The 21,007-nt window shown below is 41.5% G+C and carries 17 protein-coding genes; 15 read left to right on the top strand and 2 right to left on the bottom strand.

The annotated features are described in order from the left end of the window. Positions 1-110: 110 nt before the first annotated feature. A complete protein-coding gene (gene rep, locus ABE954_RS20730) occupies positions 111-2,144 on the top strand; it encodes a DNA helicase Rep (protein ID WP_042845901.1) in 2,034 nt (677 codons plus the stop codon). A 41-nt stretch (positions 2,145-2,185) separates the two neighbouring features. On the opposite strand, the gene gppA is transcribed toward rep, so the two are convergent. Beyond that, positions 2,186-3,688 (bottom strand): guanosine-5'-triphosphate,3'-diphosphate diphosphatase, encoded by a 1,503-nt coding sequence (gppA, locus tag ABE954_RS20725; RefSeq protein ID WP_129466658.1) that lies wholly within the window; start codon positions 3,686-3,688, stop codon positions 2,186-2,188. Positions 3,689-3,699: 11 nt separating this feature from the next. Next, positions 3,700-4,986: an ATP-dependent RNA helicase RhlB gene (gene rhlB, locus ABE954_RS20720; RefSeq protein WP_166687218.1), complete on the bottom strand. Its 1,287-nt coding sequence runs from the start codon at positions 4,984-4,986 to the stop codon at positions 3,700-3,702. 117 nt (positions 4,987-5,103) lie between these two features. On the opposite strand from rhlB, the gene trxA reads away from it, so the two are divergent. The 14 genes from trxA (at position 5,104) to wecG (ending at position 20,934) form a co-directional block, all read left to right on the top strand. Further along, the gene (gene trxA / locus ABE954_RS20715) at positions 5,104-5,430 is read left to right on the top strand and encodes a thioredoxin TrxA (RefSeq protein ID WP_042845895.1); all 327 of its coding nucleotides are present in this window, start codon (positions 5,104-5,106) and stop codon (positions 5,428-5,430) included. Positions 5,431-6,152: 722 nt separating this feature from the next. Further along, positions 6,153-7,412 (top strand): transcription termination factor Rho, encoded by a 1,260-nt coding sequence (gene rho / locus ABE954_RS20710; RefSeq protein ID WP_042845893.1) that lies wholly within the window; start codon positions 6,153-6,155, stop codon positions 7,410-7,412. A 628-nt stretch (positions 7,413-8,040) separates the two neighbouring features. Continuing rightward, positions 8,041-9,126 (top strand): UDP-N-acetylglucosamine--undecaprenyl-phosphate N-acetylglucosaminephosphotransferase, encoded by a 1,086-nt coding sequence (gene wecA, locus ABE954_RS20705; RefSeq protein ID WP_042845892.1) that lies wholly within the window; start codon positions 8,041-8,043, stop codon positions 9,124-9,126. 29 nt (positions 9,127-9,155) lie between these two features. Next, on the top strand, positions 9,156-10,214 hold the full coding sequence (gene wzzE, locus ABE954_RS20700) for an ECA polysaccharide chain length modulation protein (protein ID WP_042845890.1): 1,059 nt from the start codon (positions 9,156-9,158) through the stop codon (positions 10,212-10,214). 98 nt (positions 10,215-10,312) lie between these two features. Further along, the gene (wecB, locus tag ABE954_RS20695; RefSeq protein ID WP_048605856.1) at positions 10,313-11,443 is read left to right on the top strand and encodes a non-hydrolyzing UDP-N-acetylglucosamine 2-epimerase; all 1,131 of its coding nucleotides are present in this window, start codon (positions 10,313-10,315) and stop codon (positions 11,441-11,443) included. Next, positions 11,440-12,702, top strand: coding sequence for a UDP-N-acetyl-D-mannosamine dehydrogenase (gene wecC, locus ABE954_RS20690; RefSeq protein WP_042845888.1), 1,263 nt, complete (start codon positions 11,440-11,442; stop codon positions 12,700-12,702). The genes wecB and wecC overlap by 4 nt, the downstream gene beginning before the upstream one ends. Next, entirely contained in the window at positions 12,699-13,766 is a 1,068-nt protein-coding gene (gene rffG, locus ABE954_RS20685) for a dTDP-glucose 4,6-dehydratase (protein WP_129466657.1), read from the top strand. The genes wecC and rffG overlap by 4 nt, the downstream gene beginning before the upstream one ends. Before the next feature lie 8 nt (positions 13,767-13,774). Then, positions 13,775-14,656 carry a glucose-1-phosphate thymidylyltransferase RfbA gene (gene rfbA, locus ABE954_RS20680; RefSeq protein WP_048605787.1) on the top strand — a complete coding sequence of 294 codons (882 nt, stop codon included), beginning with the start codon at positions 13,775-13,777 and terminating at the stop codon, positions 14,654-14,656. Continuing rightward, the gene (gene rffC, locus ABE954_RS20675) at positions 14,634-15,374 is read left to right on the top strand and encodes a dTDP-4-amino-4,6-dideoxy-D-galactose acyltransferase (RefSeq protein ID WP_166696434.1); all 741 of its coding nucleotides are present in this window, start codon (positions 14,634-14,636) and stop codon (positions 15,372-15,374) included. The genes rfbA and rffC overlap by 23 nt, the downstream gene beginning before the upstream one ends. Next, positions 15,361-16,491: a dTDP-4-amino-4,6-dideoxygalactose transaminase gene (gene rffA, locus ABE954_RS20670; protein ID WP_042845881.1), complete on the top strand. Its 1,131-nt coding sequence runs from the start codon at positions 15,361-15,363 to the stop codon at positions 16,489-16,491. Before rffC ends, rffA begins: the two co-directional genes overlap by 14 nt. Continuing rightward, entirely contained in the window at positions 16,491-17,741 is a 1,251-nt protein-coding gene (gene wzxE / locus ABE954_RS20665) for a lipid III flippase WzxE (RefSeq protein WP_042845879.1), read from the top strand. Before rffA ends, wzxE begins: the two co-directional genes overlap by 1 nt. Continuing rightward, complete coding sequence (locus tag ABE954_RS20660; RefSeq protein WP_042845878.1) at positions 17,738-18,820, top strand: TDP-N-acetylfucosamine:lipid II N-acetylfucosaminyltransferase; 1,083 nt, start codon at positions 17,738-17,740, stop codon at positions 18,818-18,820. The genes wzxE and ABE954_RS20660 overlap by 4 nt, the downstream gene beginning before the upstream one ends. Further along, the gene (gene wzyE, locus ABE954_RS20655; RefSeq protein WP_042845876.1) at positions 18,817-20,172 is read left to right on the top strand and encodes an ECA oligosaccharide polymerase; all 1,356 of its coding nucleotides are present in this window, start codon (positions 18,817-18,819) and stop codon (positions 20,170-20,172) included. The genes ABE954_RS20660 and wzyE overlap by 4 nt, the downstream gene beginning before the upstream one ends. A gap of 9 nt (positions 20,173-20,181) precedes the next feature. Continuing rightward, the gene (gene wecG / locus ABE954_RS20650; protein ID WP_042845875.1) at positions 20,182-20,934 is read left to right on the top strand and encodes a lipopolysaccharide N-acetylmannosaminouronosyltransferase; all 753 of its coding nucleotides are present in this window, start codon (positions 20,182-20,184) and stop codon (positions 20,932-20,934) included. Positions 20,935-21,007: the final 73 nt, after the last annotated feature.

Genomic DNA, 21,007 nt, shown 5'->3' with positions numbered 1-21,007 from the left:
GTTTTTTTGTTTTTTATAAATAGACGGGATCGTTGCTCAAGAGTTGGTTGGGTTTCTGCTACAATCTGTAGCGAGTTCCATTTTGAATAACTAGGTGATGTAGAAAAACCATGCGATTAAACCCAGGCCAGCAACAGGCAGTTGAATTTGTCGATGGCCCTTGCCTTGTATTGGCAGGGGCAGGATCAGGCAAAACACGTGTTATTACGAATAAAATTGCGCATTTAATTCGCCAGTGTGGCTATCAACCTCGGCAAATTGCAGCGGTGACTTTTACCAATAAAGCGGCTCGCGAAATGAAAGAGCGTGTTGCTCAAACATTAGGGAAAAAAGAAGCCCGTGGTTTGATCATTTCTACCTTTCATACATTAGGACTAGAAATTATTAAACGTGAATATAAGGCATTGGGTATTAAAGCCAATTTTTCATTGTTTGATGACCAAGACCAGCTAGCACTACTTAAAGAGCTGACTTTTGATTTGCTTGAAGAAGATAAGGATCTTTTACAACAGCTGATCTCTTCGATCTCTAATTGGAAAAATGATCTTCTTTCACCAGAAAAGGTGGTGGGGCAGGCTCGTAGTGAGAAAGAGCATCATTTTGCCGAGTGTTATCGCCGCTATGAGTTACATTTAAAAAGCTGTAATGTGCTGGATTTTGATGACCTTATCAGCAAACCCACTTTGTTGTTATATCATAATGAAGAAGTGCGTGAACGCTGGCAGCAAAAAATCCGTTACTTGCTGGTGGATGAGTATCAAGATACCAATACGAGTCAATATCAACTTGTTAAATTACTCGTAGGAAAGCGAGCAAGGTTTACCGTTGTGGGGGATGATGACCAATCAATCTACTCATGGCGTGGTGCTCGCCCACAAAACCTTGTTTTACTTAGCCAAGATTTCCCTAAGTTGAATGTCATTAAACTTGAGCAAAATTACCGTTCTTCAGAGCGAATTTTGAAAGCTGCGAATATTTTAATTGCGAATAACCCCCATGTGTTTGAGAAAAAGTTATTCTCTGAATTAGGATATGGCGCACCATTAAAAGTCTTAACTGCCAATAATGAAGACCATGAAGCGGAAAAAGTTATTGGGGAACTGATTGCTCATCATTTTATCAATAAAACAGAATATAAAGATTACGCTATTTTGTATCGTGGTAATCACCAATCACGTATTTTCGAAAAAATGTTGATGCAAAACCGTATCCCATATCGTATTTCCGGCGGGACATCATTCTTTTCACGCCCTGAAATCAAAGACTTATTAGCTTATTTGCGAGTACTAACTAACCCTGAGGATGATAGTGCATTTTTACGTATAGTGAATACACCGCGTCGGGAGATTGGCCCCAAGACAATTCAAAAACTAGGCGAATGGGCGAACCAACGAGGTAAAAGCTTATATCAAGCTAGCTTTGATTTGGGGCTAGAGCAAACACTAAAAGGTAAAGGCTTAGAAGCATTACAACGATTTACACATTGGATGGATGGAATTGTACAAACTTCGCAAAGAGAGCCTTTGATTGCTGTACGTGATTTATTGCGAGAAATGGATTACGAAAGCTGGTTATATGAAACATCCACGAGTACTAAAGCGGCTGAAATGCGAATGAAAAACGTCAACCAATTGTTCACATGGATGAGTGAAATGGTTGAAGGCGATGAACTTAATGACCCAATGACTTTGAGCCAAGTGGTAACACGTTTTACGCTACGTGACATGATGGAGCGTGGAGAAGACGATGAAGAATCCGATCAAGTTCAGCTTATGACATTGCATGCATCTAAAGGTCTTGAATTTCCATATGTTTTTCTTGTTGGTATGGAAGAGGGGTTACTGCCACATCAAAGTAGTATCGATGAAAATAATATTGATGAAGAGCGCCGTTTGGCTTATGTAGGGATCACTCGAGCACAAAAAGAGCTGTTTTTTTCTCATTGTCGTGAGCGTCGGCAATATGGCGAATTAATCCGCCCTGAACTGAGCCGATTTTTACTTGAGTTACCTCAGGATGATGTGTTGTGGGAGCAGGAACGCAAAGTGGTTAGTGCGCAGGAGCGTATGCAAAAAGGGCAATCGGCATTAGCAGATATTAAAGCGCGCTTAGGGTTAAATAAGAAAACAGAAAATAACAATTAATTAGGTTCCACACTAGGTTTCCCCTAGTGTGGAAAGAACTCTCAATTTGAACTATTACGTTCTTCTAGCTCTAATAGCCAATTTACATAACCTTGCCATTGGACTTCTTGCTGTAAATTTTCTGCGCGCAAAGGGTGCTCTGCTAACCAACGATAAGGCAGCATAATTGTTAACCCATTAGCATCCGTATTGAGTCTTAAAGCTGGTAATGTATCATCACGTCTACGGCTAGAAAAAATAATGGCTAGCCGCAGTAAACGGCATAAATAGTATGCCTGCTGTATGGGTAATGCATTTTGTTGGCTCAAAGATGCTAAGTCGACAGGGCCTTGTTGGTTTCTTAATAGTGCTGCGAGTAACCGTTTTTGCGCAGGGGTAAAACCGGGCAAATCAAGGTGTGTTATTAGATAGCTGGCGTGTTCAGGGCTTTTACGGAAATCAACGCTGAGGCCTATTTCGTGTAAAGCACAAGCACTTGATAATAAATCACGACAACGAGTATCTAACCCCCAATTTTTTGCCACTTGTAGGAAAAAGTACTCCGCAAGTTGACGAACTCGACTCGCTTGCTCAATGTCAACTTGGAAGCGGCGTTGAATATTACGAACAGTACGGGCTCGAATATCTTGCTCGATAGGTAATTGCAACATACCGTAGACGAGCCCTTCTCGAAGAGCGCCCCCAGCTAGTGTCATGTTATCAATCCCCAAAGCTTCGAAAATTGCGATTAGAATCGATAATCCACTTGGAAAAACAAGGGCTCGCTCAAAGGTTAAACCCTCAATTTCAAGTTCTTCAAGTTTTTGGCATTGAATTGCTTTACGCTTAAGCTGTTGTAACTTTGAGAGGGTGATTAATTCATCCATGCCTTGAGCAATCATAATTTCTTGAATTGCTTGGACTGTTCCTGATGCTCCAACACAAATTTTCCATCCATGGGTTTTTAAGGCGTCAGCAATTGGGGCGATGACTTCTTGTGCAGCGGTTTGGGCTGCAGAAAAATTTTCTTCTGTTAAACTTCGGTCGCTAAAATAGCGTTCAAGCCAAGTAACACAGCCCATTTCAAGGCTATAAAGTTGCTCCGCTTTAGCACCAGTCCCTGTGACTAGCTCAGTGCTGCCCCCGCCAATATCAACGACTAAACGTTGATCAGGGCCGCCTGTCGTATGTGCGACACCTTGGTAAATTAGGCGAGCTTCTTCTTCTCCTTGAATAACTTTAACGGGGTTTCCTAGGATATTACTGGCTTTCTCGATAAATAGGTCAGCATTTTTAGCTAAGCGTAATGTCGCTGTGGCGACGACTCGAATTTGCGTGTTCGGAATATCTTGTAGGTGTTCCGAAAATAGGCGCAGACACTGCCAGCCTCGTTCCATCGCTTGTTCAGAAAGAAGGTTGTTTTTATCTAACCCAGCCGCAAGCCGAACTTTGCGTTTAACCCTAGAAATAACCTGAATGCTGCCAGCAGTTTCGCGCACTACTAGCATATGAAAACTGTTTGAACCCAAATCGATGGCAGCATAAAGAGAAGAAGATTTCAGCATATCGTTTTTACTCAGCCTGGACGTTTATGGTTATTACGTGGGCCATTGTGGCGACGCGGCGAATTTGAATTGCGGCGAGGGCCCCCAGGGCGAGGACGATGACGGCGTTTTGGTGCCGGTAAATCATCCAATAGTGCTTCGCTATTATATTTACTCACAGGGATTGAGTGTTGAATATACTCTTCGATAGCCGGTAAGTTGAGTGCATATTCTTCACACGCGAGGCTGATTGAGTAACCACTTTCGCCAGCACGGCCAGTACGACCAATTCGGTGAACATAATCTTCACAATCGTCAGGTAAATCATAGTTAAAAACATGAGTTACAGATGGAATATGTAAACCCCGAGCAGCCACGTCAGTTGCGACGAGAATATCAAGGCTACCTTGTGTGAATTGCTCTAAAATACGTAGGCGTTTTTTCTGTGCGACATCCCCAGTAAGTAGCCCCACTCGGTGACCATCTGCAGCTAAATGAGCCCAAATATCATCACAACGATGCTTTGTATTAGCGAAAATGATACAACGTTCCGGCCATTCCTCTTCAAGTAAGGTTTGGAGTAAACGCATTTTTTCTTCATTAGAAGGGTAAAATAACTCTTCTTTGATACGATGACCTGTTTTTTGCAAAGGTTCTACCTCAACATATTCAGGGTTATTCATTTGTTCAAATGCTAATTCTTTGACGCGGTAAGATAGTGTTGCGGAGAACAGCAGGTTAAGCCTTTCTGTTGCAGCCGGAATACGGCGAAATAGCCAACGAATATCTTTAATAAACCCAAGGTCATACATGCGATCAGCTTCATCGAGAACAATGACTTGGATTGCGCTTAAATCGACGTAGTTTTGTTTGGCATAGTCGATAAGACGACCCGTTGTGCCAATTAAAATATCGACGCCATTTTGTAGAACTTTTAATTGTTCATCATAACCATCACCACCATAGGCTAGTCCCATTTTCAGGCCAGTATATTCAGCAAGCTCTTTAGCATCTGAGTATATCTGTACTGCCAGTTCACGAGTTGGTGCCATAATTAGCGCGCGAGGCTGGTTAGTTTTTTTCCCCTCAATAGCGGGATGAGTTAATAAATAATGAAATGTAGACGTTAAAAATGCTAACGTTTTACCTGTACCAGTTTGCGCTTGACCCGCTACGTCTTTGCCTTCGACAGTAAAAGGCAAAGTGGACGCCTGAATTGGCGTGCAATAATCGAAGCCTTTTTTATTAAGAGCTTCAATGACTTTAGGGTGCAATGCGAAGTCGGAAAACTTCTTTTCTGTCAAGTGTGCTTTACTCATAGTATGTTAGAATATCAGTTAACGGTTGGTTTACGAAAGTGTATCTTTTGAAATAAAGCATACTGCTGCCAATAATGTTACACTAAGTCTGCAAAAGATGAATTTTTGGAGTACAACATGAGCGATAAAATTATACATATAACTGATGCAAGTTTTGCAACTGAAGTTTTGAACGCAAGTTCACCTGTTCTCGTCGATTTCTGGGCAGCATGGTGTGGTCCTTGTAAAATGATCGCGCCTATTCTTGATGAAATTGCTGATGAATATACAGGCAAATTGACCATCGCAAAACTGAATATTGATGAAAACCCGGCTACCGCCCCAAAATATGGAATTCGTGGTATCCCGACACTTCTTTTATTCAAAAATGGTGAAGTTGCTGCAACCAAAGTGGGCGCATTATCAAAAACGCAACTGAAAGAATTTCTAGACGGAAATCTGTAAGTTATCGTTATATACAAGCCAAAACGTTTAGCGGTATATCTATTTTATCTAGAGAGCCGCTAGACGTCTTCACTTAAGCATGATAAGTTATCATTATTCCTCGTATAGCACCCATATGAATTACTTTGTATTCCATTGCTCTTATCTTATATATCTAGTTTGTTAGTTCTGTATTGTGATAATTGTTTCGTAATGATTGTTAATGATCAAAAACTGATGACACAATGATTTTAAATATGAAAATTGAGAATTTAGACGTTGAGTTCAAGCTACTGCTGCATTCAATATCATTTATTCCAATGTGTTTTTCATCTTAGTTAAAGATAGTGCATAAGCTACAGTAATGTAATCTAATGTTATTAGATCTTAGGGGATAGTAACAAACTGGGAAAAGTTAACGTTCAGTTCAAATGTGTTATTTAATGCGGTTCTGGCGTTAAATTTGCGATATTGGGATAGATGTTGTCCTAAATGTACAAAAAACTATTGCTAATGTTGTGTGTGTTTCTAATAATATACCGAACATCTTTCAGGTGAATCGTAGTCACATGTTAGAAAAATCATTAGTAATGACTAGCAAAAATTTTTATGCATTGTTGTGAGCGTATGATGAATCCGTTACCAACAGGGCTGTATAAAGTTAAACTGGCACTTAGTTATTAAGTTGCCGTCAATTTACGTTCATAGTTCGAGAATTACCCCGAGTTAAAGAACCCACCATTATGAATCTTACCGAATTAAAAAATACGCCAGTATCAGAATTGATTACGTTAGGCGAAAACATGGGGCTAGAGAACTTAGCCCGTATGAGAAAGCAGGATATTATTTTCTCTATTTTGAAGCAGCATGCAAAAAGTGGAGAAGATATTTTCGGCGACGGCGTACTGGAAATATTGCAGGATGGATTTGGTTTCCTCCGTTCAGCTGATAGTTCTTACCTCGCAGGTCCTGATGATATCTACGTTTCTCCTAGCCAAATCCGCCGTTTTAACCTACGTACAGGTGACACAATTTCAGGAAAAATTCGTCCTCCTAAAGAAGGTGAACGCTATTTTGCCCTCCTGAAAGTCAACGAAGTTAACTTCGACAAACCTGAAAATGCCCGCAGTAAAATCCTTTTTGAAAACTTAACACCATTACATGCCAATAGTCGTCTGCGTATGGAACGCGGTAACGGTTCTACGGAAGATTTAACTGCGCGTGTACTGGATTTAGCTGCACCAATCGGTCGTGGGCAACGTGGTTTGATCGTGGCTCCACCTAAAGCAGGTAAAACAATGTTACTGCAAAATATTGCAGCAAACATTGCACATAACCACCCTGATTGCGTTCTGATGGTACTGCTTATTGATGAGCGTCCAGAGGAAGTGACAGAGATGCAGCGTTTAGTTAAAGGTGAAGTTATTGCTTCGACTTTTGATGAGCCAGCTGCACGTCACGTTCAAGTTGCTGAAATGGTGATTGAAAAAGCTAAACGTCTGGTTGAACATAAAAAAGACGTTATTATCTTACTTGATTCCATTACGCGTCTTGCTCGTGCATATAACACCGTCGTTCCTTCATCCGGTAAAGTATTAACCGGTGGGGTTGATGCCAACGCATTACATCGCCCAAAACGCTTTTTTGGTGCTGCTCGTAACGTTGAGGAAGGTGGAAGCCTAACAATCATTGCGACTGCGTTAGTCGATACCGGCTCTAAAATGGATGAAGTTATCTATGAAGAGTTTAAAGGTACAGGTAACATGGAATTGCATCTTTCTCGTAAGATTGCAGAAAAACGTGTATTCCCTGCTATCGATTACAACCGCTCTGGTACCCGTAAAGAAGAGTTGCTGACGTCGCAAGATGAGCTACAAAAAATGTGGATCTTACGTAAGATTATTCATCCTATGGGTGAAATCGATGCGATGGAGTTCCTCATTAGTAAACTCGCAATGACTAAAACAAATGAAGAGTTTTTTGACTTCATGAAAAGAGCATAGCAGCTAAGATTTTCAAATCTTATAAATAGGTGCCATTATTGGCACCTATTTTTTTGCACCCATATCTTTGCTGAATACAAAAAATGAAGTTATAAAATAAGCTATAAATGATATTTATTGTTGTATGGTGTTAGTTTAGATAAATTAACCCTATGTTTTATTTCTTTATTTACACGCTGTATTAGTTAAACAAGTGTATATTCTCTACGCTACAATAATTAAAGACATACAAAACAATGGGTTTCTTTTAGTTCATTGAATTTAAAGAAATTAATTGGTTTTATATATTTTTGTGATTGAAATTAAATTTATTTAGGGCGTTTTATTATTTAATCTTTAAATGATTATTTAATGGTCAATTGATTAACTCTATTTTAGCGTATTGATTTTATGGCATGCATATTGCAGCTATAAAGTATAAACTTGGAAATGTTTCGTTATCGAATTAAAAACACACGTGTAGTGTGTATATTGATAATGTTATAGGAGTCTTTGTACGAATGAAGATTCGTCTTATAGCGGATTTTATTGCCAAGATGATAATGCATTGGCGCTTGCTTACTTATCGGCATTCACCAAAAAAAATTTAGTTTTGAAAGTTAAATATAAAGATTAAGAGAGTCGAACAGTGGACACCATACACTTTGTAACCAACCTCTTCTACGTTTTCTTGTTTTCGTTAGCCTTTATTTTTCTGGCCCGAGTTGTTGCGATAAAAATCGGGTTAGTTGATAAGCCTAACTTCAGGAAAAAGCACGTAGGATTAGTTCCTCTTGTTGGGGGAATTTCCGTTTTCTTTGGGATCTGTTTTGCGTTTTATATAACTGAAGAGTATATACCCCATAAATGGCTGTATATCAGTTGTGCAGGTTTATTGGTCTTTATCGGTGCGCTAGATGATAGGTTTGATATCAGTGTAAAATTAAGGGCAGGGATCCAAGCTATTGTTGCGGTTGTTATGATGACAGCAGCAGGGCTAAAACTTGAATCATTAGGCCATGCATTTGGGCCATGGGAACTCGTTCTTGGTCCATTTGGTTATATTGTCACTCTCTTTGCCGTATGGGCTGCAATCAATGCATTTAACATGGTTGATGGTATTGATGGGTTACTTGGGGGGTTATCTTCGGTTTCCTTTGGGGCACTCGGCTTTTTACTTTATCAAAATGGTAATTTTGCATTAGCCTTTTGGTGTTTTGCCTTTATTGCAGCTATCCTTCCTTATATTCTGTTAAATTTAGGCGTGTTAGGGCGTCGTTTTAAAGTATTTATGGGGGATGCAGGAAGTACTTTGATCGGTTTCACCATTATTTGGATCTTAGTCGCTTCAACTCAGGAAGAAGTTCACCCTATTAACCCAGTAACAGCTTTATGGATTATTGCGATCCCATTAATGGATATGGTTGCCATTATGTATCGCCGAATTCGTAAAGGTATGAGTCCATTCTCACCAGACCGCCAACATATTCATCATTTGATTATGCGTTCCGGTTTCACGCCAAAAGGTGCATTTGTATTGATTACTTTATCTGCAGCTATCTTGGCATGTATCGGAATTATTGGCGAAAGGTTAACATTTGTACCAGAGTGGGTAATGTTGGCATTATTTTTGCTTGTATTTATGATGTATGGTTATTGCATCAAACGAGCTTGGAAAGTCGCCCGTTTTATTAAACGAGTTAGACGTAGAGTCCGTCGAGGTGCAGTACGGTAACGACAAAACGAAAATAGAGGTTCTGTGCAGTGAATAACTCAGAAACACAACCGAGTCAGCATCAAACACCAATAGAGCCGGAATTGGATATCCGTGGTTTATGCCGCTCATTGTGGCAAGGCAAAATTTGGATCATTGCATTTGCAGTTATTTTTGCTGCAATTGCATTGGGAGCATCTTATTTTATGCAACCCAAGTGGAGCGCAACCGCAATCACGGATTTACCAACTGTAAATAATCTGGGAAGCTATTACTCTCAGCAGCAATTTCTGCGCAACCTCGATTCCCGTATAAATAATACCGGGCAAGAAGGGCAATTACCGACGATCGCAAAAGAAGCGTACCAAGAGTTTACAAAACAACTTGGTTCTTATGATACACGCCGTCAATTTTGGTTGAGTACTGATTACTATAAGCAACGCTTGGAAAATGACCCAAAAGCGGATGCTGCATTATTGGATGAACTCATCAATAATATTGAATTTACTCCCGCCGATGAAATCAAAAACCTAACAGATAGTATTAAGTTAGTGGCTGAAACATCAGCAGATGCGAATCAATTATTGCGCCAGTACACTCAGTTTGCGAATCAACGCGCAACAACGAACCTGAACGATGAAATTAAAGGTACTTGGGCAACTAAAATGCAATCCATGAAAGCCTTAGTTAAGCGTGAAGATATGGTTGCCAACGCGGCTTATGAAAGACGTCTGAATGTCTTAGAACAAGCACTTAAAGTCGCGGAAAAACAAGGTATTGTGCGTAATCAAAGTACAACACCAGTGGATGAACTCCCTGACTCTAAAATGTTCATGTTAGGTGCCCCATTATTACAGGCACAAATTGAAACATTGAAAGCTACAGGTCCTGATCATGATACCGATTATGATCAAAATATTGCCATGTTATCAACATTGAGCGTAGGACCAACTCTCCAAGATAATTTCCAAGCATATCGCTACCTGCGGACTCCTGAAGACCCCGTAAAACGCGATAGTCCTCGTCGAGCCTTTATGATGGTTCTTTGGGGAGCCATAGGGTTGTTAGTTGGTGCCGGAGTGGTACTTGCTCGCCGTCGCCCATCTTGATTTTGGGATATGCCACTGATGTTTTCATCAGTGGCATTATGAAGTCATTAAGATTACAAAAGCAGCACACTGCGAAAGATAAATATAAGAGAGTCACTGTGAAAGTATTGACTGTATTCGGCACACGGCCTGAAGCTATTAAAATGGCACCGTTGGTTCATGCACTTGCTGCGGATGAATTTTTTGAAGCAAAAGTATGTGTCACCGCTCAGCATCGTGAAATGCTAGATCAAGTACTGAAACTGTTTGAGATCACTCCCGATTATGATCTCAATATTATGAAACCTGGGCAAGATTTAACCGATATTACATGCCGTATTCTCGAGGGGTTAAAAGCTGTCTTTGCTGATTTCCAACCTGATGTTGTCTTGGTTCATGGAGATACAGCAACAACGATGGCGACTAGCCTCGCCGCATTTTATCATCGTATCCCAGTCGGGCATGTTGAAGCTGGGTTACGCACTGGTGATCTTTATTCACCGTGGCCTGAAGAAGCAAACCGTAAAATTGCAGGCCATTTGGCCATGTATCATTTTGCTCCAACTGAAAATTCGCGCCAAAATCTATTAAAAGAGTCAATCCCTGATAGCCATATTTTTGTCACGGGTAATACGGTTATTGATGCACTATTGTGGGTGCGCGATAAAGTGATGAGCGACCAGTATATGATGGAAAAATTGGCAGCTAATTATCCATTTATTGACCCAAACAAAAAAATGATTTTAGTTACAGGCCATCGTCGCGAAAGTTTTGGTGGTGGTTTTGAACGTATTTGCCATGCATTAGCAGAGATTGCCCAAGCACACCCAGATGTCCAAGTTGTTTACCCAGTTCACTTGAACCCTAATGTGGGTGAACCAGTTAAACGTATATTGCATGACATTGATAATATTATTTTAATTAGCCCTCAAGAATATTTACCGTTCGTTTACTTGATGAATCATTCCTATTTGATTTTGACGGATTCTGGCGGTATTCAAGAGGAAGCTCCTTCTCTCGGTAAGCCGGTTTTGGTTATGAGAGACACCACAGAACGCCCTGAAGCAGTTGATGCAGGTACAGTTCGCCTTGTGGGGACAGATACACAAAAAATTGTGGAAGAAGTTAATCGGTTACTGACAGATGACGCGGAATATCATGAAATGAGCCGCGCACATAACCCGTATGGGGATGGTCATGCATGTCAGCGTATTCTTGCAGCATTAAAAGGTAATCAGGTGAAATTATGAGTTTTGAAACTATTTCTGTTATTGGCCTTGGTTATATTGGTTTACCGACAGCAGCAGCCTTTGCATCACGTAAAAAGCAAGTGGTTGGTGTAGATGTTAATCAACACGCCGTTGACACCATTAATCAGGGGAAAATCCACATTGTCGAACCTGAGCTGGATGTTGTGGTGAAAAAAGCCGTTGAAGAAGGTCACCTGAAAGCCTTTACTACACCACAGCCTGCCGATGCTTATCTTATTGCTGTGCCAACACCGTTTAAAGGTGAGCATGAGCCTGACCTCACTTATGTTAGGGCTGCGGCAGAGTCGGTCGCTCCAGTGCTGAAAAAAGGCGATTTAGTGATCCTTGAGTCGACATCCCCAGTGGGAACGACTGAGCAAATGGCACAATGGATGGCAGAGGCTCGTCCTGATTTAACTTTCCCTCATCAAGCTGGTGAAGAGGCAGATATCGATGTTGCATATTGCCCTGAGCGTGTATTACCGGGGCAAGTCATGGTCGAATTGATTAAAAACGACCGTGTCGTGGGTGGAATGACGCCAAAATCTTCCCTACGGGCCAGTGAGTTGTATAACATTTTCCTTGAAGGTGAATGTGTTATTACCAACTCTAGAACAGCTGAAATGTGTAAACTAACGGAAAATAGCTTCCGTGATGTTAATATCGCTTTTGCAAACGAATTATCATTGATTTGTGCTGAACAAGATATCAATGTGTGGGAACTAATTAGCCTCGCTAATCGCCACCCTCGCGTTAATATTCTTCAGCCGGGACCGGGTGTTGGAGGGCACTGCATCGCAGTTGACCCATGGTTTATCGTATCGCAAAATCCAAAACAATCCCGCTTAATTCATACGGCGCGCTTGGTCAATGATGGCAAGCCTATTTGGGTAGTTGATCAAGTAAAAGCTGCGGTTGCAGATTGTTTAGTGGAAACGGGTAAAAAAGCCAACGAAGTGACGATTGCGTGCTTCGGTTTATCTTTTAAACCGAATATTGATGACTTACGTGAAAGCCCAGCGATGCACATTACTAAAATGGTGGCGAACTGGAACCCGGGTAAAACCTATGCGGTTGAGCCTCATATCCATGAATTACCAACCTCTTTAAAAGGTATTTCTGAATTAGTATCGATTGAACAAGCCGTTAATGAAGCGGATGTGATCCTCATGTTAGTTGATCACAATATGTTTAAAGGTATTCAAGGTTCAGCTATTCCACAAAAATGGGTTGTTGATACAAAAGGAGTGTGGCGTTGAAACGCATATTAATTACTGGGGGCGCAGGGTTTATCGGTTCTGCGGTTGTTCGTCACATCATTGAGAACACTGGCGACAGTGCGGTCGTGGTTGATTGTTTAACTTATGCTGGCAATTTAGAGTCCTTAGCGGCTGTTGCCAGTCACCCCCGCTATGCTTTTGAGCAAGTGAACATTTGTGATAGAACGGCACTAGACAAAGTATTTGAACAATATCAACCAGATGTAGTCATGCATCTGGCTGCTGAAAGCCATGTTGATCGCTCCATTGATGGCCCTGCTGCATTTATTGAAACCAATATAGTAGGGACTTACACACTGTTAGAAGCCGCGCGTTCCTACTGGTCTTCATTGGATGAAGAAAAAAAAGCTGCATTCCGCTTTCATCATATTTCCACTGATGAAGTGTATGGCGATTTAGAAGGCCCAGAAGGGTTCTTCACTGAAACAACACCTTATGCACCAAGTAGCCCATATTCTGCGTCTAAAGCATCGAGTGACCATTTGGTAAGGGCATGGGAAAGGACTTATGGTTTACCAACCATGATCACTAATTGCTCGAATAATTATGGTCCATATCATTTTCCTGAGAAATTGATCCCATTAATTATTCTCAATGCATTAGCGGGCAAGCCATTACCTGTATACGGTAAGGGGGAGCAAATTCGTGATTGGTTATTTGTTGAGGACCATGCGCGTGCATTGCATTTAGTGGCAACAACAGCTGAACCGGGCACCACTTACAATATCGGCGGGCATAATGAGCGCCGTAATATCGAAGTGGTAGAAGCGATTTGTGAGTTATTGGAAGAGCTACAACCACAGAAACCACAAGGCGTTGCTCACTACCGTGATCTCATTACCTATGTGAAAGATAGGCCGGGCCACGATATGCGTTATGCGATTGATGCTGAAAAAATTGAGCGTGAATTGGGGTGGAAGCCCCAAGAAACATTTGAGTCTGGCATTCGCAAAACCGTGCAGTGGTATTTGAATAACGAAACCTGGTGGCGTCGTGTGCAAGATGGTTCCTATGCCGGCGAGCGCTTAGGTCTTGGCAATTAGGTGAAAGTATGAAAGGTATTATATTAGCAGGAGGGTCGGGGACGCGATTGCACCCAATCACTCGTGGCATTTCTAAACAGTTATTGCCTATCTACGATAAGCCCATGATTTATTACCCGCTATCAGTACTGATGCTAGCGGGGATCCGTGAGATTTTAATTATCTCGACACCTGACGATTTACCCATGTTCAAACGCTTATTAGGTGATGGACATGAATTTGGTATTGAGTTGAGCTATGCGGAGCAGCCATCACCGGATGGTTTAGCACAAGCCTTTATTATTGGTGAAGAATTTATCAATGGGGATTCATGTTGCTTAGTGCTGGGTGACAATATTTTCTTTGGTCATTCATTTAGCCCGAAATTAAAAACAGTCGCGCAAAGGCAGCAGGGGGCAACCGTATTTGGCTACCAAGTCATGGACCCTGAACGTTTTGGTGTGGTGGAGTTTACTGATGATTTTAAAGTGCTCTCCATCGAAGAAAAACCTAAAAAACCAAAATCTAATTGGGCTGTTACAGGGTTATACTTCTACGACCAACAAGTCGTTGAATTTGCTAAGCAAGTAAAACCTTCTGAGCGTGGTGAATTAGAAATCACTTCAATTAACCAAATGTATTTAGAACGCGGTGAGTTGAATGTTGAGCTATTAGGACGAGGTTTTGCTTGGTTAGATACTGGTACGCATGACAGCTTAATTGAAGCGGGCACATTTGTACAAACTGTTGAAAAACGTCAAGGTTTTAAAGTTGCTTGTTTAGAAGAAATAGCATGGCGTAATGGCTGGCTTACTGATGAGCAAGTTCAGGCTTCAGCAGAGCAACTGAAAAAAACCGGTTATGGGCAATACTTAGAGGATTTATTACGTGTCCGTCCGCGCCAGTATTGATAGTTTGCAATGGGAGAGCGATTTTTTTCAACGCTCGACCGCAAAATTAAATTTCACGGGGGAAAACTCCAATATTATTCTTGCTTATCAGATGGATAAGTTTGATATCGTACAGGCTAAAGTCATGGCGTCTGAAACGGGGCTAATCGATGACTTAGCAAGTATGGGGTTTTCTTTTGTTGAAGGTGAAATTGACTTTGCACTCACTATTGGCACAGAAAATGCTTATCTTAAAGCAGGTTTAACAGCGGCAGATAATATTGTTACAGCGCAAGTGGATGATATCCCTGCACTGAAACAAGCTGCTGCTTCTGTCTTTAGCAAAAGTCGCTTCCGAGCACCTTGGTATAATGAAGGTGATAGCGGGCGGTTTTATGCTTTATGGATAGAAAAATCAGTACTTGGTACGTTTGATCACACTTGTTTATTAGTTAAAGACGCATCTGGCACAATTTTAGGGTTTGTGAGTTTACGCCATCTTGATGCAGACACAGCACGTATTGGGCTGTTAGCGAAAGTGCCAGAAGCGACAGGGCAAGGAGTGGGTCGTAAGTTGATGTCAGCCGCATTTGATTGGTGTGTACAACACCAAAAAAGACAGTTAAATGTTGCCACTCAAATCAGTAATGTTGCTGCATTAAATCTTTATTCACGTAGTGGTGCTGCCATTGCAAGCACTGCATATTGGTTATACAGGGGACAACATGATTCCATTTAATAAACCGCCAATTGTAGGTACTGAATTAGAGTATATGAAACAAGCCATGGAAAGTGGCAAACTGTGTGGTGACGGTGGTTTTACTAAACGTTGTGAAGAGTGGATGGAAAAACGTTTTGACTGCCCGAAAGTTCAATTAACACCCTCTTGTACTGCTTCATTAGAGATGGCGGCGATTCTAATCGATATTAAGCCGGGCGATGAAGTGATCATGCCTAGTTTTACGTTTGTATCAACATCAAACGCATTTGTGCTGCGCGGCGCAAAAATTGTTTTTGTTGATATCCGTCCAGACACAATGAATATTGATGAAACTAAAATTGAAGCGGCGATTACAGAGCGTACGCGAGCAATCGTGCCAGTTCATTACGCAGGTGTAGCCTGTGAAATGGATACCATCATGGACATTGCCAAAAAGCATGATTTATTCGTTATTGAAGATGCCGCACAAGGTGTGATGTCAACCTACAAAGGTAAAGCGCTGGGTACCATTGGCCATATCGGTTGCTATAGTTTTCATGAAACCAAAAACTACTCTTCGGGTGGTGAGGGTGGGGCAACATTGATAAATGATAAAGATTTAATCAATCGTGCTGAAGTGATCCGTGAAAAAGGGACCAACCGTAGCCAATTTTTCCGTGGGCAAGTCGATAAATATACTTGGCGTGATATTGGCTCAAGCTATCTGTTATCCGACTTACAAGCTGCTTACTTGTGGGCTCAATTAGAAGAAGCTGACAAAATTAATGATCGCCGTTTACTGCTTTGGCAACGTTATTACGACGCGCTACGACCTCTGGCAGAAGCAGGGCGTTTAGTTTTAGCCACAGTACCGGAAGGTATGAAACATAATGCCCATATGTTCTACATTAAGCTTAAGGATGTGGAAGAGCGTACGGCGTTTAATGACTATATGAAATCTCACGGTATTTTGACTGTATTCCATTATGTGGCATTGCACACGAGCCCTGCGGGCTTGGAGTTTGGTCGTTTTCATGGTGAAGACCAATATACAACGTCTGAAAGTGACCGTTTAGTACGCTTACCGATGTTTTACAATATGACGGATGACGAGCAACAAGTCGTCATTGAGCGAATCAAAGCGTTCTTTGCCTAATGTCGTTAGCTAAAGCATCGGTTTGGACTGCTGGCTCTACCCTAATTAAAATTGGGGTAGGCCTGTTAATTGTCAAATTATTTGCTGTCTCGTTTGGCCCTAGTGGCGTCGGGCTGGCGGGGAATTTCCGTCAGTTAATTACGGTACTAGGGGTACTATCTGGTGCAGGGATCTTTAATGGTGTCACAAAATATGTGGCGGAACATCATCAAGACCCACAGAAACTGCGTGCAGTACTCGGGACGTCATCAACGATTATCCTTGGTTTTTCGACCTTATTGGCGATTGTTTTTTTACTTTGCAGTGTGCCAATTAGTGTAGCGCTATTTGATAGTGAGAAATATAGCTCTGTTATTCAAGTAGTTGCCTTGATTCAAATGGGGATAGGTTATTCAAATTATTTCTTGGCTATTCTAAAAGGCTATAGGGACGCATCTGCTAATGCATTAGCGATTATTTTAGGTAGCATAATTGGGGTTTTTGCCTATTATTTATGCTATTTAGTGGGTGGCTACGAAGGGGCACTCGCAGGGTTAGCATTGGTGCCAGCATTGGTCGTATTACCTGCGGCTGGTATGGTTATTAAACGCAAACAGTTTGCGTTGTCATCGCTAAAACCTGCATGGGACAAAGCGATTGCGACTAATTTGGGTAAATTTACCGTCATGGCAATGTTAACTGCGGTGACTTTGCCAGTTGCCTATATCATGATGCGAAATTTACTGGCCCAAACCTATAGTTGGGATGACGTTGGCTTATGGACAGGGGTTACTACTATCTCTGATGCCTATTTACAGTTTATTACCGCCACATTTTCGGTTTATTTGCTGCCAACATTATCTCGTTTGCAGCATAAAAGTGAAATCTCAGCAGAGATCATCAAAGCATTGAAGTTTGTCTTACCCGCAGTGGCCGCAGTGAGTTTCACAGTTTGGTTATTGCGTGACTTTGCGATTTGGTTGCTATTCTCTGAAAAATTTATAGGAATGAGAGACCTTTTTGCTTGGCAGTTAGTTGGAGATGTACTGAAAGTAGGGGCTTATGTATTCGGCTATCTAGTGATTGCCAAAGCCGCATTACGTTTTTATGTTTTAACTGAAGTGAGCCAGTTTGTGCTATTGATGGTTTTTGCACATTGGTTTATTCCAGAGCATGGCGCTGTTGGGGCCACGCAGGCATATATGGCTACCTATATTGTATATTTTACTCTCTGTTGTTGCGTATTTTTGATTTACCGTAGGCGAGCATGACAACCTTAATACATGTACTGGGATCAAACCTCCCACACCATAATCAGACGGTATTGACGTTTTTTAATAACGTAATTTGCCAAGAAATGGCACCGTCAACAAAACCGCATTTTATGGTCGTAAGTGATGATGCGCAGCTTGCTGACGCATATCCACAGCTCGAAATAGAAGTTTTTAGTAGTAAAAAGTCGGTTGCTAATTGCGTGATCCAGCGGGCAAAAGCTGAGCGTCGGACCCGGTTTTTCTTTCATGGGCAATTTAACGCACCAATTTGGCTAGCATTGCTATTTGGCCAAATTAAATCCCATCAGTTTTGGTGGCATATTTGGGGGGCTGATCTTTATGAGGAATCTAACTCATTAAAGTTTAAATTGTTTTATATTCTGCGCCGTTTGGCTCAGAAAAAAGTCGGCCATGTTGGGGCAACACGTGGCGATTTGTGTTATTTCCATCAATCGAATCCGAAAGTGCCTGCATCGGTCTTGTATTTTCCGACTCGAATGGACCCTGCATTGACGATTACTGAGCGTAAGCCCCGTGAAGGTGAGCAATTAACTATCTTACTCGGTAACTCAGGTGATCGTTCTAATCGCCATGTAGAGGCTCTGAGCGCGATTAAACAGCAATTTGGCGATAAGGTTAACGTTATTGTCCCAATGGGCTACCCAGCGAATAACCAAGGTTATATACAGCAAGTCGAACAAGCAGCAAACAGTGAGTTCACCGCAGGGCAAGTGCAAATTCTAAAAGACCGTATGGAATTTGATGATTACCTTAATTTGCTGAAGTCTTGTGACCTTGGCTATTTTATTTTTAATCGCCAACAAGGTGTGGGGACGGTCTGTTTACTTATCCAGTTTGGGGTTCCATTTGTGATAAGCAGGCAAAATACATTTTGGCAGGATTTAACTGCGCAGAATGTACCTGTATTTTTCTATGGTGATGAACTGACAACCTCGCTGGTGGATGAGGCTCAACGTCAAATGAGCTTACTTGATAAACAACATATTGAATTCTTTGCTCCTAATTTCACTGAGGGTTGGAAAGATGTTCTCAGTGCCGCGGAGGAGCGAGCATGACACATGCAGAATTAGGTGGCTTAGCGTTTGTCTACCTGATATCAATTATTTTTATTGGTACTTTGCTTTATAAAGAGTTTGTGCGTGTTCGCTTTAATTTCAATATTTTCTTTTCAATGTTGTATTTATTAACATTTTATTTTGGCTTTCCGCTAACTTGCGCTTTGGTATTCCAATTTGATGTCGCAGTGGTACCGGCGGATTATTTGCTTTATGCACAGTTAGCTGCGACCAGCTTTTATGCAATCTATTACGTTGCCTATAAAACGCGGATTTCGAAGCGTACAGAGGTATCAGGGCGTGCTCTGTTTAGCATGAACAAAGTTGAAACCAATCTAACGTGTATGCTGTTGATATTAATAGCTGTAGTAACAGTTGGTATCTTCTTCATGCAAAATGGTTTCTTATTGTTTAAGTTGAAATCTTATAGCCAAATCTTTTCTAGCCAAGTGTCCGGTGTCGCACTAAAACGCTTTTTCTATTTCTTTATTCCTGCGATGTTGATCGTTTATTTCTTACGACCAACCCAAAAGCGTTGGGTATTCTTCCTTGTGAGTACCGTTGCCTTTGGCTTTTTAACGTATGTTATCGTGGGTGGAACAAGAGCGAATATTATCATCGCTTTTGCTTTGTTTTTATTCATCGGTATCGTGCGTGGTTGGATCACCTTGTGGATGCTAGCTGCAGCAGGGGTAGCTAGTATTGTTGGTATGTTCTGGCTTGCTCTTAAACGTTATGGCCTTGATGTGAACGGAGCAGAAGCTTATTACACTTTTTTATATTTGACCCGAGATACTTTCTCACCGTGGGAAAACTTGGCTCTGCTACTCAGCCATTATGATGAAATGGATTTCCAAGGCCTTGCGCCAATTATCCGTGACTTCTATGTTTTTATCCCATCTTGGGTTTGGCCAGAACGGCCAGATACCGTTTTGAACTCTGCTAATTATTTTACGTGGGAAGTGCTAAATAATCACTCAGGACTGGCGATTTCACCGACGCTTATCGGCTCTTTGGTCGTGATGGGCGGTGTGATTTTTATTCCGCTGGGCGCGATAGCCGTTGGCTTAATTATAAAATGGTTTGACTGGATTTATGGCATGAGCCTAAAAGAACCGAACCGTTATAAAGCCGCCATTATGCAGGCCTTTTGCTTCGGCGCCATCTTTAACATTATTGTTTTAGCGCGAGAAGGGGTCGATTCTTTCGTCTCACGAGTGGTTTTCTTCTGCTTAATATTTGGACTTTGTCTGATTTTAGCAAAATTATTGTATTGGCTATTTGAAACTGCGGGGCTTATCCGCATAAAAACAGCTTCTCTTTTGAGAAGCCAACAGCGTGAAAGTCGCTAAAGGAGTATCATGGAACCGTTATCAACTCAGGCTTCATCCGTTCCACAATATTGCATTCGTGGTCATAATATTTGGGGCTTCAAAAATATGGCCCATTTTTTAGATTATTTGTTTGCAGATGGAGAAACCAAAACGGGAACACTAGTTGCGATTAATGCGGAAAAAGTGATGATCGCTGAAAAAGATACCGCGTTAAATACCTTACTAGGCCAAGCAGAGTACTTGTATGCTGATGGTATTAGTATCGTACGTGCTATTCGCCGTAAATACCCACAAGCGGACGTTTCTCGTGTTGCAGGTGCCGATTTGTGGGAAGGCCTGATGGAAAGAGCAGGAAAAGAAGGCACTCCCGTTTTTTTAGTCGGTGGGAAACCTGAAATTTTAGAGCAGACAGAAAGTAAACTTCGCGCTCAGTGGAACGTGAATATTGTCGGGTCTCAAAACGGTTATTTTACTGCAGAAGAAAGGGATGCGTTGTTTGAACGTATCCATGCGAGCGGTGCGAAAATAGTGACTGTTGCAATGGGCTCTCCAAAGCAAGAAATTTTCATGCGTGACTGCCGACAGGTACACCCTGAAGCTTTGTATATGGGCGTGGGAGGTACTTATGACGTGTTTACTGGTCATGTCAAACGCGCCCCTAAAGTATGGCAAAACTTAGGGTTAGAATGGTTGTATCGTTTGTTATCGCAGCCATCACGGATCACTCGTCAATTTAAGCTGCTGAAATTTTTAGGCTACTATTACGGTGGTAAGTTGTAACTCTTCCAATAAAGAGACTTGCGTAATTGCTGGTCTCTTTCTTCAAATATTTCTATAATCCCTCAAAAATTAA

It is taken from the genome of Providencia sp. TYF-12, assembly GCF_041344805.1.
Classification (GTDB): Bacteria; Pseudomonadota; Gammaproteobacteria; order Enterobacterales; family Enterobacteriaceae; genus Providencia; species Providencia huashanensis.
The sequence above is the reverse complement of the archived record's forward strand: the minus strand, read 5'-3'. Positions and strand labels throughout refer to the sequence as shown.

What these genes read in the sequence shown, in the direction of transcription:
- rep (WP_042845901.1), top strand. Translation starts at nt 111, where the DNA reads ATGCGATTAAACCCAGGCCAGCAACAGGCAGTTGAATTTGTCGATGGC.
- gppA (WP_129466658.1), bottom strand. Translation starts at nt 3,688, where the DNA reads ATGCTGAAATCTTCTTCTCTTTATGCTGCCATCGATTTGGGTTCAAAC.
- rhlB (WP_166687218.1), bottom strand. Translation starts at nt 4,986, where the DNA reads ATGAGTAAAGCACACTTGACAGAAAAGAAGTTTTCCGACTTCGCATTG.
- trxA (WP_042845895.1), top strand. Translation starts at nt 5,104, where the DNA reads ATGAGCGATAAAATTATACATATAACTGATGCAAGTTTTGCAACTGAA.
- rho (WP_042845893.1), top strand. Translation starts at nt 6,153, where the DNA reads ATGAATCTTACCGAATTAAAAAATACGCCAGTATCAGAATTGATTACG.
- wecC (WP_042845888.1), top strand. Translation starts at nt 11,440, where the DNA reads ATGAGTTTTGAAACTATTTCTGTTATTGGCCTTGGTTATATTGGTTTA.
- rfbA (WP_048605787.1), top strand. Translation starts at nt 13,775, where the DNA reads ATGAAAGGTATTATATTAGCAGGAGGGTCGGGGACGCGATTGCACCCA.
- rffA (WP_042845881.1), top strand. Translation starts at nt 15,361, where the DNA reads ATGATTCCATTTAATAAACCGCCAATTGTAGGTACTGAATTAGAGTAT.
- wzxE (WP_042845879.1), top strand. Translation starts at nt 16,491, where the DNA reads ATGTCGTTAGCTAAAGCATCGGTTTGGACTGCTGGCTCTACCCTAATT.
- ABE954_RS20660 (WP_042845878.1), top strand. Translation starts at nt 17,738, where the DNA reads ATGACAACCTTAATACATGTACTGGGATCAAACCTCCCACACCATAAT.
- wzyE (WP_042845876.1), top strand. Translation starts at nt 18,817, where the DNA reads ATGACACATGCAGAATTAGGTGGCTTAGCGTTTGTCTACCTGATATCA.
- wecG (WP_042845875.1), top strand. Translation starts at nt 20,182, where the DNA reads ATGGAACCGTTATCAACTCAGGCTTCATCCGTTCCACAATATTGCATT.